12 protein-coding genes are annotated in these 14,218 nt (G+C 64.3%); 2 read left to right on the top strand and 10 right to left on the bottom strand.

What is annotated here, in order from left to right; genetic code table 11:
* Positions 1 to 97 precede the first annotated feature (97 nt).
* Entirely contained in the window at positions 98 to 1,165 is a 1,068-nt protein-coding gene (locus J5Y21_RS05030; protein WP_210573376.1) for an HNH endonuclease signature motif containing protein, read from the top strand.
* A gap of 151 nt (positions 1,166 to 1,316) precedes the next feature.
* Here the strand turns inward: J5Y21_RS05030 and pgl are convergent, their stop codons facing one another.
* The 6 genes from pgl to J5Y21_RS05000 all read right to left on the bottom strand — a co-directional run bounded on the left by pgl (position 1,317) and on the right by J5Y21_RS05000 (position 9,299).
* On the bottom strand, positions 1,317 to 2,045 hold the full coding sequence (pgl, locus tag J5Y21_RS05025; RefSeq protein WP_210573375.1) for a 6-phosphogluconolactonase: 729 nt from the start codon (positions 2,043 to 2,045) through the stop codon (positions 1,317 to 1,319).
* Between the two features lie 37 nt (positions 2,046 to 2,082).
* On the bottom strand, positions 2,083 to 3,018 hold the full coding sequence (locus J5Y21_RS05020) for a glucose-6-phosphate dehydrogenase assembly protein OpcA (RefSeq protein WP_210573374.1): 936 nt from the start codon (positions 3,016 to 3,018) through the stop codon (positions 2,083 to 2,085).
* A 25-nt stretch (positions 3,019 to 3,043) separates the two neighbouring features.
* Entirely contained in the window at positions 3,044 to 4,585 is a 1,542-nt protein-coding gene (gene zwf, locus J5Y21_RS05015) for a glucose-6-phosphate dehydrogenase (protein ID WP_210573373.1), read from the bottom strand.
* Positions 4,586 to 4,703: 118 nt separating this feature from the next.
* Positions 4,704 to 5,780, bottom strand: coding sequence for a transaldolase (gene tal / locus J5Y21_RS05010; protein WP_210573372.1), 1,077 nt, complete (start codon positions 5,778 to 5,780; stop codon positions 4,704 to 4,706).
* A 41-nt stretch (positions 5,781 to 5,821) separates the two neighbouring features.
* Positions 5,822 to 7,954 (bottom strand): transketolase, encoded by a 2,133-nt coding sequence (gene tkt, locus J5Y21_RS05005; protein ID WP_210573542.1) that lies wholly within the window; start codon positions 7,952 to 7,954, stop codon positions 5,822 to 5,824.
* Positions 7,955 to 8,090: 136 nt separating this feature from the next.
* Positions 8,091 to 9,299, bottom strand: coding sequence for a CapA family protein (locus tag J5Y21_RS05000; protein ID WP_210573370.1), 1,209 nt, complete (start codon positions 9,297 to 9,299; stop codon positions 8,091 to 8,093).
* A 177-nt stretch (positions 9,300 to 9,476) separates the two neighbouring features.
* Here J5Y21_RS05000 and J5Y21_RS04995 point away from each other — a divergent pair, with 177 nt between their 5' ends.
* Positions 9,477 to 10,412, top strand: coding sequence for a heme o synthase (locus tag J5Y21_RS04995; RefSeq protein WP_210573540.1), 936 nt, complete (start codon positions 9,477 to 9,479; stop codon positions 10,410 to 10,412).
* A 5-nt stretch (positions 10,413 to 10,417) separates the two neighbouring features.
* Here J5Y21_RS04995 and J5Y21_RS04990 read toward each other — a convergent pair whose 3' ends face one another.
* From J5Y21_RS04990 to J5Y21_RS04975, 4 genes are read right to left on the bottom strand one after another with little or no spacing between them, the layout of a single operon-like run.
* The gene (locus J5Y21_RS04990; RefSeq protein ID WP_210573368.1) at positions 10,418 to 11,383 is read right to left on the bottom strand and encodes a quinone oxidoreductase; all 966 of its coding nucleotides are present in this window, start codon (positions 11,381 to 11,383) and stop codon (positions 10,418 to 10,420) included.
* Positions 11,384 to 11,428: 45 nt separating this feature from the next.
* Complete coding sequence (locus tag J5Y21_RS04985; RefSeq protein ID WP_349236941.1) at positions 11,429 to 12,400, bottom strand: COX15/CtaA family protein; 972 nt, start codon at positions 12,398 to 12,400, stop codon at positions 11,429 to 11,431.
* A 43-nt stretch (positions 12,401 to 12,443) separates the two neighbouring features.
* The gene (locus J5Y21_RS04980; protein WP_210573366.1) at positions 12,444 to 13,235 is read right to left on the bottom strand and encodes an ABC transporter permease; all 792 of its coding nucleotides are present in this window, start codon (positions 13,233 to 13,235) and stop codon (positions 12,444 to 12,446) included.
* Positions 13,236 to 13,239: 4 nt separating this feature from the next.
* Entirely contained in the window at positions 13,240 to 14,214 is a 975-nt protein-coding gene (locus J5Y21_RS04975) for an ABC transporter ATP-binding protein (protein WP_210573364.1), read from the bottom strand.
* Between the last annotated feature and the right edge of the window lie 4 nt (positions 14,215 to 14,218).

Below are 14,218 nucleotides of genomic sequence, written 5' to 3'. Positions count from 1 at the left end.
TATTTCTGCGCCCTGTGACCTGCTCGTTTAGGCGATGTCTACTGAAGTAGACATCGTTTCGTAGACGATGGGTTGCGGGGCGTTTAACGTTTGTGTCATGAACCAATTCGCGGCGCATGTCGGCGCGGGCAATGCCATCGACTTGCTGGGTAGTTTCAACGCCCAGCAGCTTGTCGACGCCGGCGCCAACCCCACCCGCGTTGCCGACTGGAAAGGCGTCTACGAGGTCTATTACGGAAAGACCCGGTTTTCCCGCCAGCAGGCTAATGCCGTTCGTGTCGCCCGCCAGACTGCGAAGTCACTGGATCAATTGGTGCTCATCGAGCAACGAGTCCGCAAGTTGGGCACCGAAAAAGAAAAGTGGAAGATCCGCCTCGCGTTGCTGTCTGTGCGCGGGAACTACGAGACGTTGAAACGCCGCGCCAAAGACATCGTCCCTGAGGTGGATACACCTGCACCTGAGTCGACGGTGCGGTTCGGCAAGGAGCGGAAAGGTAAACGCACCTTTAGCGCCACCGGTGATGCGCGGGATATCGCTGCCCTTGAGTACGCGCTGCGCCAAAAACTCGATGCTAATCGTCCTGAGGGCCCGCAGATGTACGAGGCGTTCCACGACCTGCTCCACAAGGACGGTGCTGTTCCTGAGGCTGTTCCACGGCCGCTGGTCCAGATCCCGCTTCCGGATTACATCTCGATCCTCGGCGGCCAAGGCGATGACACCATCTTGGGCCTGTCTGATGGCACGACGATGACTGGTGCGGAGTACCTCACTCGGTTCCACGGGTCCGACTTGGAAGTCGCACTGTTCCACCCGCAGGCAGGGCCGGTGAACCTGTACAACACGAAACGGTTCGCCAATAAGAAACAACGAGACCTCGCCCGGGCAACACTGACCACGTGTCCTGTGCCGGATTGCCGGCATGCTGCTGATAACTGCGAGGTCCACCACATCGAACCCTGGGCCCGCGGTGGGCCGACAAACATGAATAACCTGTCGGTGTTGTGCAGGTACCACAACCGCACCAACGACGATGACCCCGACAGGCACAACAGGGGTCGAATACAGGTGCGCGATGGGACACCGACATGGGTTTCACCGCGCGGAACACCAGTGGCGAACAGCACACACCAGTTTGGTGCCATGCACTTGTTGTTCGGGAAATAGCGAAAAGGCCGCAGACACAGTCTGACCACGCACAAAGCGTGAATCAGGCATGTCCACGGCCAGTTCGGCGCGCCCGAAAAACTAGCGCATGAGGTCGCTGCCGTATGTGAGCGCGAAAGTCAGGGCCTGCGCCACAGTGCCGGGAGAAAAGCTACTGCGCCGGGGTGAAAGCGTCCTCCGTGACGAAAAGGGTGGTATCCGCGAGGGCGGGAACGCGCGTGACGGGCCATTCGTCGGAGGGCTCGCCGTCCACGAGGTGGCTGATGGCTTCGGCCTTTTCGGAGCCGGACACAAGGAGCCAGACCTGCTTCGCGCGGGCGACGGCGGGGAGCGTCAGGGTGATGCGTTCAGCGGGCGGCTTCGGGGAGTCGGTGACACCGACGACGAGCTTGTCTGCTTCGCTCAGCTGCGGGGAGGAGGGGAACAGCGAGTTAATGTGTCCGTCGGGGCCCATGCCAAGGAGGTGGAGGTCGAAGCCCCGGGGAGCGTGCTGGTGGATGGCGTTGGAGTAGTTCGCGGCTGCGTCGTCAAGCGGAAGGTTGCCGGGGCGGTAGCCGTGAATATTGGACTCCGGGATATTGACGTGGTTGAGCAGGGCGTACCGTGCCTGCCCTTCGTTGGAGTCCGGGTCGTAGACGGGGACATTGCGTTCGTCGCCGAAGAAGACGTGGATGCGGGACCAGTCGAGGTTCTTGGCGCGCACGAGGCGCGACAGGAGCTTGATACCGGCGCCGCCGCCGGTGAAAACTACGCGTGCGATTCCGTCCCCGTGCACACCGCCGGTATCGGAGGTAATGATCTCGGTGACGGTGTCGACGAAGCGGGCAGAGGCTTCGTCGATAAGCACATCGAGATTGGGGACGTTCTCGACGGTAATCATTGCTATCGCTCCTTCAAAAACTGCTTGCCTTATGACTCTAGACAAAATTCACGTTCGACAGTGACCGCAGCGCCTGCGAGTACGCCCAGTCGGGGTCGAGGTGGCGAAGTTCCTCGGAGAGGCAGTCGGCGTCACTGCGGGTACTCATCGCGACGAAAGAATCGGGCATCCCCGGAACGCGCACGCGGATGCTCTTATCGTCCTTGACGCTGACGGACACGGGCCCGGATGCGCGTTCAAGGGTGAGGCGGCGGATGGGAAAGAGCCGCGTCGGTTCGCTCTCGGTTTGTTCGCTGCAGATGCGGTTAACAGGCGCGTCGAGGGCGGAGGAGAGCCAGGCGGCGGCGATGTCGACGCTCGGGTCGTCGGCAGGCCCGTCGATCTCGACGGCGGTGACAGGTTCATGCGGGTAGCGGTCGAGCGCGGAGGCGACGACGCCGCGCCAGTGCGTGATGCGGGACCACAGCATGTCAGAATCGCCAGGGCAGTAGCCGTTGGCGAGACGCAGCAGCGAGTTACCGTCGACGTTCTCGCGGGCGTTGGTGATGCGGCGGTGCGCGAGTTGCCCGAGCGGATGCTCGGCGGGACGCGCGGGAGCGGTCGACGGCCACCATGCGACGATCGGGGTGTCTGGGAGCAAAAGAGGCGTGACGACGGACGCGAGGTTGTTCGCCAACTCCCCGTGCAAATCCATGACGATGATTTCGGAGGCTCCTGCGTCATCCGCGAGTATCGCTTGGGCGTCGAGAACGTTGTCGCCGTCGGGGTTGCCGGTGATGAGCATGAGCACACGCGAGGGGTGCTCATGGGAGGCGGTGCGGACGTGGTCGAGGATGGATTCGACGTCGTCGTGGATGTCTGCGACGACGATGAGAGTGAGCACACGGCCGGTAGCCAGCGAGTAGTTCTCCTGGGTGTCCAGCAGAAGCTTCGTGATCTCCCGGGTGGAGGTGTCGGACATGGTGATGATCATCTGTGACTCTTTTCCGTCCTTAGGTCTACGGGCGGCGCCAGGTCCGTCCGTGGGCGGCCATCATTTCGTCTGCGGAGGTGGGGCCCCAAGTGCCGGCGGCGTATTCGTCGGGGCGGCCGTTTGCGGCCCAGTAGTCGAGGATGGGGTCGAGGATTTCCCAGCTGCGTTCGACTTCGGCGGCGGTGGGGAAGAGACCGGTTTCGTCGAGAAGCGCGTCGAGAATGAGGCGCTCGTACGCTTCCGGCGACTCCTCGGTGAATGCTTCGGTGTAGGAGAAGTCCATGTTGACGTCGCGGACTTCCATCGTGGAGCCGGGGACTTTGGAGCCGAAGCGGAGCAAGATGCCTTCATCGGGCTGGACGCGGATGACGAGTGTGTTCGCGCCGAGCTGGCTGGTCAGGCCTGGGCCGAATGCTTCGTGCGGGGCCTTTTTGAATACCAGCGCGATCTCGGTGACGCGACGTCCGAGACGCTTGCCGGTGCGCAGGTAGAACGGCACGCCAGCCCAGCGGCGCGAGTTCACGCCGAGGGTGCACGCGGCGTAGGTCTCGGTGGTGGACTCGGGGTCGAAGCCGTCCTCTTCGCGCAGGCCGAGGACTTGCTCGGAGCCCTGCCACCCGGCGGTGTACTGGCCGCGTGCGGTGGTCTCTTCGAAGGGGCCGATGGGCTTGGTGGCGCGGAGAATCTTGAGTTTTTCGTAGCGCAGCTGCCGCGGGGAGAAAGACACTGGCTCATCCATGGCCACCAGTGCGAGGAGCTGGAGGAGATGGTTCTGAATGACGTCGCGGGCGGCGCCGATGCCGTCGTAGTAGCCGGCGCGTCCGCCGAGTCCGATGTCCTCGGCCATGGTGATCTGGACGTGGTCGACGAATTGGGCGTTCCAGAGCGGCTCAAACATCTGGTTGGCAAAACGCATGGCCAGGATGTTCTGGACGGTCTCTTTGCCGAGGTAGTGGTCGATGCGGAAGACGGCGCGCTCGGGGAACACGGAGTTGATGGTCTCGTTGAGTTCGCGCGCGGTGGCGAGGTTGTGGCCGAAGGGCTTCTCGATGATCACGCGGCGCCACTGTCCATCGCGTGCTTTCGCCATGCCGGTGCGGTCGAGCTGGTCGATCACATTGGAGAAGTACTCCGGCGGCACGGACAAGTAGAAGGCCCAGTTGCCGGCGGTGCCGCGAGTCGCGTCCATGTGGTCGAGGAGCTCGGCCATGGAGTCGAAGGCAGCGTCGTCGTCAAAGGCGCCTTGGACGAAGTGCATGCCTTCGGCGAGGCGGTCCCAGACGTGCTCGTCGAAGTCGGTGCGGGCGCCTACTTCGACTTGTTCGCGGACGTAGTGTTCGAATTCTTCCTTCGACCAGGGGCGGCGGCCGAAGCCGACGAGGGTGAAGCCGGCGGGCAGGAGTCCGCGGTAGGCGAGGTCGTAGATGGCGGGCAGCAGTTTCCGCTTGGCCAAGTCGCCGGTCACACCGAAGATGACCATGCCGGAGGGGCCGGCAATCCGCGGGAGGCGCCGGTCAGCATGCGAGCGGAGGGGGTTCTTCCATTCTTCGGGTGCCGGGTTCGACACAGGCGTTGGCCTTTCGTCTGGTGGGCTGGGGTGAGGTGTGCCGCACGTGATGCGTCGCGGCCGCGATTCCAATTAAGAAGATTAAACCTTAAATGGGCGGCCGCGACGAAGGAATTGGCTATTTCAAATTCTCGAGCATGGAGTCGAGCAATTCCTGCCACGCATCGACGAACTTATCAACGCCTTCGCGTTCGAGGACGGAGACGACGTCGTCAAGCTCAATGCCTACGGCGGCGAGCTGCTCGAAGACGGCGCGTGCCTCGTCGGCGGTGCCGTTGAGCGTGTCGCCGCGGACGTTGTCGCCGTTGAGCGTGGCGTCGATGGTCGGCTCGGGCATGGTGTTGACGGTGTCGGGACCCGCGAGCTCGACGACGTACATGTCGGCGGGGTAGTCGGGGTTCTTCACGCCGGTGGATGCCCACAGCGGACGCTGCTTGTTGGCGCCGTCCGGCAGGTCGCTGAGCGTATCGAGGAACAGCTGGTACGCCAGGCGCGCGTTCGCGATGCCGGCCTTGCCTTTGAGCGCGCGTGCTTCGTCGGTGCCGATCGCGTCGAGGCGGTTGTCCACCTCGGTGTCCATGCGGGAGACGAAGAAGGAAGCGACGGAGTGAATCCCGGAGACGTCGTGCCCGTTGGCAGCGGCCTGCTCAATGCCCGCAATGTAGGCGTCGATGACCTGCTTGTAGCGCTCGACGGAGAAGATGAGCGTGACGTTGACGGAGATGCCCTCGGCGAGCGCCTGCGTGATCGCGGGCAGGGAGGCGTCGGTGGCGGGGATCTTGATCATCACGTTCGGTCGGTCGACGAACTCCCACAGTTCCTTCGCGTGGGCGACGGTTGCTGCTTCGTCGTCGGCGTGGCGCGGGTCGACCTCGATGGACACGCGCCCGTCCTGCCCGCCGGTGGCGTCGAAGACGTCGCGGAACAGGTCGCAGGCGTCCTGGACGTCTTTGACGCTCATGGCGTAGACAGCTTCGTCGACGCCGACCTTTCCGTCCTTGAGCTCGGCAATCTGCGCGTCGTAGGCGGTGCCCGAGGACATGGCCTTGGCGAAGATCGCCGGGTTCGTGGTCACTCCGGCCAGCGACTTGGCGGATTTGATCTCGGCGAGGTTGCCGGAGACGATGCGTTCGCGCGACAGGTCGTCGAGCCAGGTGGAAGTGCCAATTTCGGCGAGGCGGTCAATTGCGGTCATGGGTAGCTCCTTTTCGCTTATCGACGTTTCCCTGTTTTCCCTTACACCCCGTCCCCTCGCACGGGACCGCGCTGCGGGTCAGCTGCCGAGTCGGCGGTGCGGGTGCGCACGGAGTCGAGGGACTCGCGGGCGGCGGCGACGACGGCGTCGGTGGTGAAACCGAAGCGCTCGAAGAGTTCTGCACCCGGTGCGGATGCGCCGAAGTGCTCGAGGGAGACGTTGCGGCCCTGGTCGCCGGTGAAGCGGAACCACGGCATGGCCACGCCTGCTTCGACGGAGACGCGGGCAAGCACGTCGCGCGGGATGATCTCGTCGATGTAGGAGCGGTCCTGCTGGAGGAACCAGTCCATCGACGGCATGGACACGACGCGGGTGGCAATGCCGTCCGCCTCGAGCTCCTTCGCTGCTGCGACAGCGAGTTGGACCTCGGAGCCGGAGCCCATGAGGATGACATCGGGCGTGCCGGTGGATGCTTCGACGAGGATGTAGGCGCCACGTGCGACACCGTCGATGGCCTTCTCCTTGGTGCCCTCGAGAACGGGGAGGTTCTGGCGAGACAGGGCGAGTGCCTTCGGCTGCGGGTCGGCCTCGAGGGCTGCCTTCCAGGCGGCGGCGGTCTCGTTGGCATCAGCCGGACGGATCACCGCGAGGTCCGGGATGGCGCGCAGAGCAGTCAGGGTCTCTACCGGCTGGTGGGTCGGGCCGTCTTCGCCGAGGCCGATGGAGTCGTGGGTGAAGACGTAGTAGCCGTCGATACCCGAGAGAGCCGCGACGCGAATGGAGGGGTAGAGGTACTCGGAGAAGATCAGGAAGGTACCGCCGTAGACGCGGGTGTTGCCGTGCAGCGCGATGCCGTTCATGATCGCGCCCATGCCGTGCTCGCGGATACCGAAGTGCAGGTTGCGGCCGTAGGGGTGCGCGGTGAACTTCTCGGTGGAGATCGACTCCGGGCCGAACGACGGCTCGCCCTTGATCAGGGTGTTATTCGAGCCGGCCAGGTCGGCGGAACCGCCCCACAGCTCAGGCAGGGTCTTTGCCAGCGCTTGGATGGATGCCTCGGAGGCCTTGCGCGTGGCGATGCCCTTCTCGTCCGGCTCCCACGTCGGCAGCTCGTCAGCCCAGCCTTCCGGCAGTTCGCGGGCGGTAAGGCGATCGAGGAGGGCCTTGTTGTCGGGGTTGGCGGCAGCCCAGGCGTCGAAAAGCTCTTGCCATTGCTTGTGGGCCTCGGCTCCGCGCTCGGTGAGCTGGCGGGTGTGCGCGATGACGTTGTCCTCGACGGGGAAGGAAGCATCTGCGTCGAAACCGAGGACTTCCTTGACCGCTGCGACCTCGTCGGCGCCGAGAGCTGCGCCGTGGACAGCGCCGGTGTTCATCATGTTCGGGGCGGGGTAGCCGATGACCGTCTTGACGCGGATCATCGTCGGCTTCGCCGTCTCGGCCTTCGCCTTCTCCACGGCATCGAGGATCGCGGTGACGTCTTCGCCGGATTCGACGGTGAGCGTCTGCCAGCCGTACGCCTCGTAGCGGGCGAGAACGTCTTCGTTGAAGGCGATCTGGGTGTCGTCCTCAATGGAGATGCGGTTGTCGTCCCAGAAGGCGATGAGGTTGCCCAGCTGTTGAGTGCCGGCCAGAGAGCTGGCCTCGCTGGTCACGCCTTCCTGCAGGTCGCCGTCGCCGGCGATGACGTAGATGAAGTGGTCGAAGGGCGACTCACCGGGGGCGGCGTCCGGGTCGAAGAGGCCGCGCTCGCGTCGTGACGCCATGGCCATGCCGACCGCCGACGCGAGGCCCTGGCCGAGCGGGCCCGTGGTGATCTCCACGCCGGCGGTGTGGTTGTACTCCGGGTGGCCCGGGGTCTTGGCGCCCCAGGTGCGCAGCGCCTTCAAGTCCTCGATCTCGAGGCCGAAGCCACCGAGGTAGAGCTGAATGTACTGCGTCAGCGACGAGTGGCCGTTGGACAGCACGAAGCGGTCGCGGCCGATCCAGTGCGGATCAGCCGGGTCGTGGCGCATGACACGCTGGTAGAGCGTGTACGCCAGCGGGGCAAGCGACATCGCGGTGCCCGGGTGGCCGGAACCGCAGTTCTCAACAGCATCTGCGGCGAGCACACGCACGGTGTCCACTGCGCGGGTGTCTTCTGCAGTCCAGTCCTCCGGGTAGCGGGCCACAGTCATGGCCTGCAGTTCGACGGGGAGCGACGCGGCGGGGTTGTTCTCGAAAGTCACAGTGTGTGTCCTCGCTTACCAGTGTGTTGGAGCTAACTAACTCTTTACACACTAGTGGTATTCAGCGGGTGGGGACCGAGGCGGGTCAGTCGAGGTAGTCGACGACCTCGACGTCGGTGTACGTGTTCATCAGCGCGGTAATGTCGGCGTGGGCGTTGACGGGGTCGACCCAGCCGAGGGAGGCGGCGTCGGCAAGCGGAATGACCTTGTACTCGGTGGTTTGCGGCTTGCCGACGGTGTACGTGGGCATGAAGCGGATCTTGTCCAGCGTGAGCGTGCCGTCGGTGCGGCGGGTGATGGTGTATTCGCCGATGCCGCCGTATTTCGTTTGCTCGTCGTATTGCCCGTGGAGGAAATTGCCGTGCGAGAACCAGACACCCAGCCCCGGCTCGTTCTCCGGGTAGCGCTGGAACGGCTCAAGCACGTGCGGGTGGCCTGCGAGGACGAAATCGGCGCCAGCGTTGCGGGCAGTATCAGCCGCGTCGATCTGCGATTGGACGGGCAGCGATTCGTATTCTTCGCCGGCGTGGAGGTTGACGATGAGGATGTCGACGTCGTCACGCAGCTCATCGATATCGCGCTTCATCAGCTCCGGATCGATGAGGTTCACCGCGTGTTCCTCCCCGGCGGGCACGGGGATTCCGTTCGTGCCGTACGTGTAGCCGAGGAAGCCGACTTTCAGCCCGTTGCGCTCGATCACGCGCGGCGTCGCACGGTCCTGCGGGGAGTCGAAGCTGCCCATGTACAGCATTTCGCGTTCGCGCAGATTGCTTGTCGACGCCTTGACTCCCTCCGTTCCCCGATCCATCGAGTGATTGGTCGCGTTGTTGACGATGTCAACGCCCGCCCCTTTGAGCGCGTCCACGACTTCCGGCGGGGAGTTGAAGGCTGGGTAGCCCGACAGCTCGAATTCGGGGCCGGCGACAGGGACCTCCATATTCGCGGTGGTGATGTCCGCGTTCTCCATGTACTTTTTCACCGGTTCAAACATCGGCGCGAAATCGTAGTCCTGGCCGCTGCCTTCAGCTTTTGCCGCCGCGTCGAAATAGACCTCATTATGAATGAGGATGTCACCGACGGAGCGGAACGTCACCGATGCTTCTTCCAGCTCCGGTTCGGCTTTGTCTTCTGACGACGCGTCGGGTGCGTCGGTAGCGCCGGAAGACTGCGCCGGGGAAGCCTCGGTCGCGGAGCTCGCATTGGGGGCATCAACGCCATCGCCGATGGTGCAGCCAGTGAGCAGAGCACCGGAGCAAAGCACGGCGGCGAGGGTCGTTGTGATACGGGGTTTCATAAGTAGTTATCTAACAACATATGTGGGTGAAAAGCGCGGTAATTTCATGCCGGTGCGGGCGGGGACTAGGATGCCAAGGGCGTAGGAAAGCGGGGGACGTCGATAAGCGCGGGAACTTGTGCGCGCCTTGTTACGACTAGTCCCCAGCCCAAAAACCGCGTCGAATGAGGAGTTGTGTTGGAGACCATCAAAGCGTACTTCGCGCTGACTAAGCCGCGAGTCATCGAGCTTTTGCTGGTCGCCGCTATCCCCGCGATGCTGCAGGCCGACCGCGGCAAAGTGCACGTCTGGCTCATCCTGGCCACGCTGTTCGGCGGCTGGATGGGTGCCGCTGCCGCGAATACGTTCAACATGGTCGTCGACTACGACATCGACCAGAAAATGGGCCGCACCCGCGCCCGCCCGCTCGTGCGCCACACGGTGACTAAAGAACGCGCCCGCATCTTCGCGGTCGTGCTGCTCGTGGCGTCGGTCGCGTGGCTCGGGCTGGTGTGCGGCTCGTGGCTCGCCGCGTTCTTCATCCAGTTGACGAACTGGTTCTATATTTACGTCTACACCAAGTGGCTCAAGCGCCGCACCTGGCAGAACGTCATCTGGGGCGGTGCCGCCGGGTGTATGCCGGTGCTCGTCGGCTGGGCTGTCATCCGTGACCACGTCACCGACGGAAGCCCCGACCATTGGTGGCAGGCGATCGTGCTGTTCATGATCATCTTCTTCTGGACTCCGCCGCACACCTGGGCGCTGGCCATGAAATACAGGGACGACTACGAGCGCGCCGAAGTCCCCATGCTGCCCGTCGTGGCGACCCCGGTGGAGACGACCCGCCAGATCGTCATCTACTCGTGGCTCACCGTGATCACGTCGCTGCTGCTCGTGCCGGCTGCGTCCTGGGTGTACTTCGCTATTGCGCTGCTGTCGGGTGGTGTGTTCTTGGTCATGGCGACGCGCTTGCACAACGGAGTGAAGGCCGGCGGCGACGTCAAGCCGCTGAAGCTGTTCATTCTGTCGAATAACTACCTTGCGGCGTTGTTCCTCGGCTTGTCCGTTGACGCGGTCTTCGGGCTGCAGACGCTGGGCGAGCTGGTCGGCGGCGGACTCGGCTCGATCGGTTAAGCAGGTCAGTCGGCGACCTTCAGGACGATTGAACCCGTCGTCCTGCGCCCCTGCAGATCCTTGTGGGCCTGGGCAGCATCCGCGAGAGCATAAGGCTCCTGAACGCGGAGGGTAAGTGCACCGTCGTCGACGGCGCGCACGACGGCTTGGGCACGCATGCGGAATTCGTCGTCGGTGGCGGTGTATGCGCCGATCGACGGCCGCGTCAGGAAGATCGACCCGTGCGTGTTGAGCACCTGCGGGTCAATCGGGTCCACCGGGCCTGAGGCTGCGCCGAAAAGGCATACGAGACCGCGGGGGCGGACGGCTTCGAGGGATTCGGTGAAGGTGTCTTTGCCGACGCCGTCGTACACCACGTCCACGCCGCGGCCGCCGTTGCGGCGACGCACCATCTCAGCGAGATCGTCGCTGTAGCGGAAGACTTCGGTGGCGCCGGCATCGTAGGCGAGCTTTTCTTTCTCGTCGGAGGAGACGACGGAATAGACCGTGGCGCCCTGTGCCGCGGCGAGCTGCGTCAACAGGAGGCCCACGCCGCCCGCGCCCGCGGTGATGAGCAACGAATCGCCCTGCTGGGTGTCGCGCACACCGTAGAGCAAGTAGTGGGCGGTGATGCCCTGGAGAAGCATCGTCGCGGCGACGTGCGGGTCGATAGTGTCGGGCACGGCAACTAGGCGGCCGCGGTCCACGCAGACATACTCAGCGTAGGAGCCGGGGGCGGAATCCCACGCCACGACGGTGCCGGGCGCGATGGTGCCAGAGGGGTCCTCGACGACCTCGCCGCAGCCCTCCAGCCCCGGTGTGAACGGCAGCTCAGAGTGATAGATGCCTTCGCGGTAATAGGTGTCGATGTAGTTGACACCCGCGTAGGCGACCTTGACCAGAATTTGGTCGGGGTTGGGGGAGGGGGCGGGGACATCGGCAAGTTTGAGGACGACAGGTCCGCCGTGTTCGGTGATCTGGATAGCTTTCATACGTATCCAGGTTACGCGTGGTCAGGTGAGCTGCGTAGGCCTTTTCTATGACGAGCTGGTGTTGTACTGCTGCGGCTCCAGCAGCGGCATGCGTCGGTTGCCGTGGGCGAAGAGGAACGCGGTGAAGGCGACGACGACGCCGGACATGAGGATATGAAGCGGAACGGTCCAGCGCGGCACGCCGAGGTAGAACTGGCCGACGCCGATGGCCCACTGCACGGCGATCATCGCAATGAGAACGAGGGACGACTTGAAGGCGTCTTTCGGAGCGTTGTCGCGCCGCAGGATGTACACCGCGATGAGGGTGAACGCGAGGTAGACGTACATGGCGGCGGCGTGAACGTAGGCGAGCGTGCGGGTAGGCAGCTCGAGGCGACCTTCCATGCCTGCGGCGGCATCGCCCGAGTGCGGGCCGGAGCCGGTGACCATCGTGCCGGTGACCAGCACGAGGCACAGGGCGACGGCCGCGGCGACAACCAACCAACGCGCGGCCGGGGAATAGCGGCGCTCGGGCGCGATGTCGTCGGGTTCGGCGATGCGCATGTACAGCACGGCAGCGACGAAGACGAGGATCATCGACGGCAGGAAGTGGATAGCCACGGACCACCAGAGCAGGTCGAGGTGCACGGAAATGCCGCCGATGACAGCCTGCACCAGAACGCCGACGCCGGAGACGACGGACAAAGCAATGATTTCTCTGCGACGATTCGCCCTTAGCACCGCCACGAACAGCACGATCGTTGCGGCTGCCACGACGAAGGTCAGGGTTCTGTTGCCGAACTCAATGAGCTGGTGCACCCATGGGTTCGCTCCCGGGACTGGGAAGAGGGAGCCCTCGTGGCACAACGGCCAGGTGTCGCAGCCGAGGCCGGAACCGGTGACACGCACGAGTGAGCCGGTGAAAGTGATGCCGGCTTGTGCGAGGAGCACGATGAGGGCGAAGATGCGCTGCGTCTTCACCGTGGGGACGCTTTTGAGACGCTCCCAGATGCTGGAGGTCGTGGCGGTGGTACTCACGGTCGGAGTGTGCCTTTCACGTTGTTGGGTTAATGGTGTCTGATTATCCGTCGAATCTGAACCAGCGAATGGTTCCCGCGACGGCGAAGACGGCCCACCCGATCAGGGCTAGCCAAGCCCAGGGGTGGATGGTGGCGGCTAGGGCGCCGTCCATGGCGTCGGCAAGCGCGACGGAGGGGACGAGGTCCCATATTCCGGGTGTGCTGAGTTTCTCGGCGTAGACGACCCAGCCAAGCACCGCCAGCAAGACCAGCCAGATGAAGTTCGCGCTGGCGAGCACGACTTCGGACGATTGGGTGCCGCCGAGGAGCAAGCCCAGCGCAGTGAAGGCGGTGACACCGGCGAGCAAGGTAAAGAAACCGAGCAAAGCGCCGCCGGGGGAGATGCGCCAGCCAAGCGCAAGAGCGATGCCGCCGAGGACGACGATCTGCACGAGGACGGTGGCGAGCACGCCGAGCACCTTGCCCGCGATGATCGTCCAGGCCGGGACGCCGGAGGCACCGGTGCGCTTCAACGCGCCGTATCGACGATCGAATGCCAGCGAGATCGCCTGCCCCGTGAACCCGGCCGACGCGGCGGCGATGGAGAAGACCATGGTGACGATCTGGTCCACGCTCGTCTGGTCACCGAGCACCGGAACGACGGTCGCGCCGATGAGAATGGCCGCCGGGATGAGCAGGTTCACGAGGATCTGTTCGCCGTGGCGCAGCAGCAGGATTGCTTCGATGCGGCCCTGCGCAGCAATCATGCGGGCGGCACTCGCGCGCTGCGGGGCGGGAGTGAAGGTCCCGGGGGCGAACCGTCCGGGGGCGAGAGTTTCAGAAGTGTCAGTCATGGAATCACGCTCGTAGTTCACGTCCGGTCAGATCAAGGAAGACGTCTTCGAGGGTGCGGTGGTGCACGCCGAGTTCCTTGATCAGGACATTTTGCCGGGCAGCTTCGGAGGCTACTGCAGAGATGATCTGCGGATCGCCGGCGGAGTGGAGGCGGTAGGTGTGGGGGGAGTCGTCGATAAGCGATGCTTCTGTGGAGATCGCCTTAAGGTCGAGCGGACCGTCGGTGCGGATGCGCAGGGCGGGGTGGTCGCCGGCGTCGATGAGTTCCTGCGGAGTGCCGGTGGCGACGAGTCGGCCGCGGTCGATGATGACCACATAGTCCGCTAGTCGTTCCGCTTCGTCCATCAGGTGCGTGGTCAAGATGACCGTGACTCCGTCGCGGCGCAGCGAACCGATCAGTTCCCACACAGCGCGGCGCGATTGCGCATCCATGCCGGCGGTGGGCTCGTCGAGGAAGACAAGCTCCGGGCGCCCGATGAGCGCCAACGCGAGCGATAAGCGCTGCTGTTGGCCGCCGGAAAGCCGCCGGTAGGTCGTCGTGGCGACTTCGTTCAAGCCGAGCGTGTCCATGAGCCAACCCGGATCGAGCGGATCCGCGTTGTACGACGCGGTGAGCTCGAGCATTTCCTTCACGCGGATGCCCGAATACGACCCGCCGCCCTGGAGCATGATGCCGATGCGTTCGCGCACTTTCTCGCCGTTGCGCTGCGGATCGAGGCCTAGCACCGAAATCGAGCCGCTGGTGGGGGACGTGAAGCCCTCGCACATTTCAATCGTGGTGGTCTTGCCGGCGCCGTTCGGGCCGAGCAAAGCCAGCACTTCGCCGCGGCGGGCGGTGAAGCTGATGTTGTCGACGGCTGTGACGGACCCGAAGGTCTTGACCACGTTGCGGACCTCGAGCGCAGCATCGCGCGCCTCGCCCGCGGTATGGCGGGTCGGCGCGGAGCCGGTTCCGCTTGAAGCTCGTGCAGGTTTCATCGGG

It is taken from the genome of Corynebacterium sp. Marseille-P3884, from assembly GCF_017942225.1.
Classification (GTDB): Bacteria; Actinomycetota; Actinomycetes; order Mycobacteriales; family Mycobacteriaceae; genus Corynebacterium.
The sequence above is the reverse complement of the archived record's forward strand: the minus strand, read 5'-3'. Positions and strand labels throughout refer to the sequence as shown.

Bases quoted from the DNA above. Each gene is read 5' to 3' on its own strand.
- J5Y21_RS05030 (WP_210573376.1), top strand. From the start codon at position 98: ATGAACCAATTCGCGGCGCATGTCGGCGCGGGCAATGCCATCGACTTG.
- pgl (WP_210573375.1), bottom strand. From the start codon at position 2,045: ATGATTACCGTCGAGAACGTCCCCAATCTCGATGTGCTTATCGACGAA.
- J5Y21_RS05020 (WP_210573374.1), bottom strand. From the start codon at position 3,018: ATGATCATCACCATGTCCGACACCTCCACCCGGGAGATCACGAAGCTT.
- tal (WP_210573372.1), bottom strand. From the start codon at position 5,780: ATGACCGCAATTGACCGCCTCGCCGAAATTGGCACTTCCACCTGGCTC.
- tkt (WP_210573542.1), bottom strand. From the start codon at position 7,954: ATGACTGTGGCCCGCTACCCGGAGGACTGGACTGCAGAAGACACCCGC.
- J5Y21_RS05000 (WP_210573370.1), bottom strand. From the start codon at position 9,299: ATGAAACCCCGTATCACAACGACCCTCGCCGCCGTGCTTTGCTCCGGT.
- J5Y21_RS04990 (WP_210573368.1), bottom strand. From the start codon at position 11,383: ATGAAAGCTATCCAGATCACCGAACACGGCGGACCTGTCGTCCTCAAA.
- J5Y21_RS04980 (WP_210573366.1), bottom strand. From the start codon at position 13,235: ATGACTGACACTTCTGAAACTCTCGCCCCCGGACGGTTCGCCCCCGGG.
- J5Y21_RS04975 (WP_210573364.1), bottom strand. From the start codon at position 14,214: ATGAAACCTGCACGAGCTTCAAGCGGAACCGGCTCCGCGCCGACCCGC.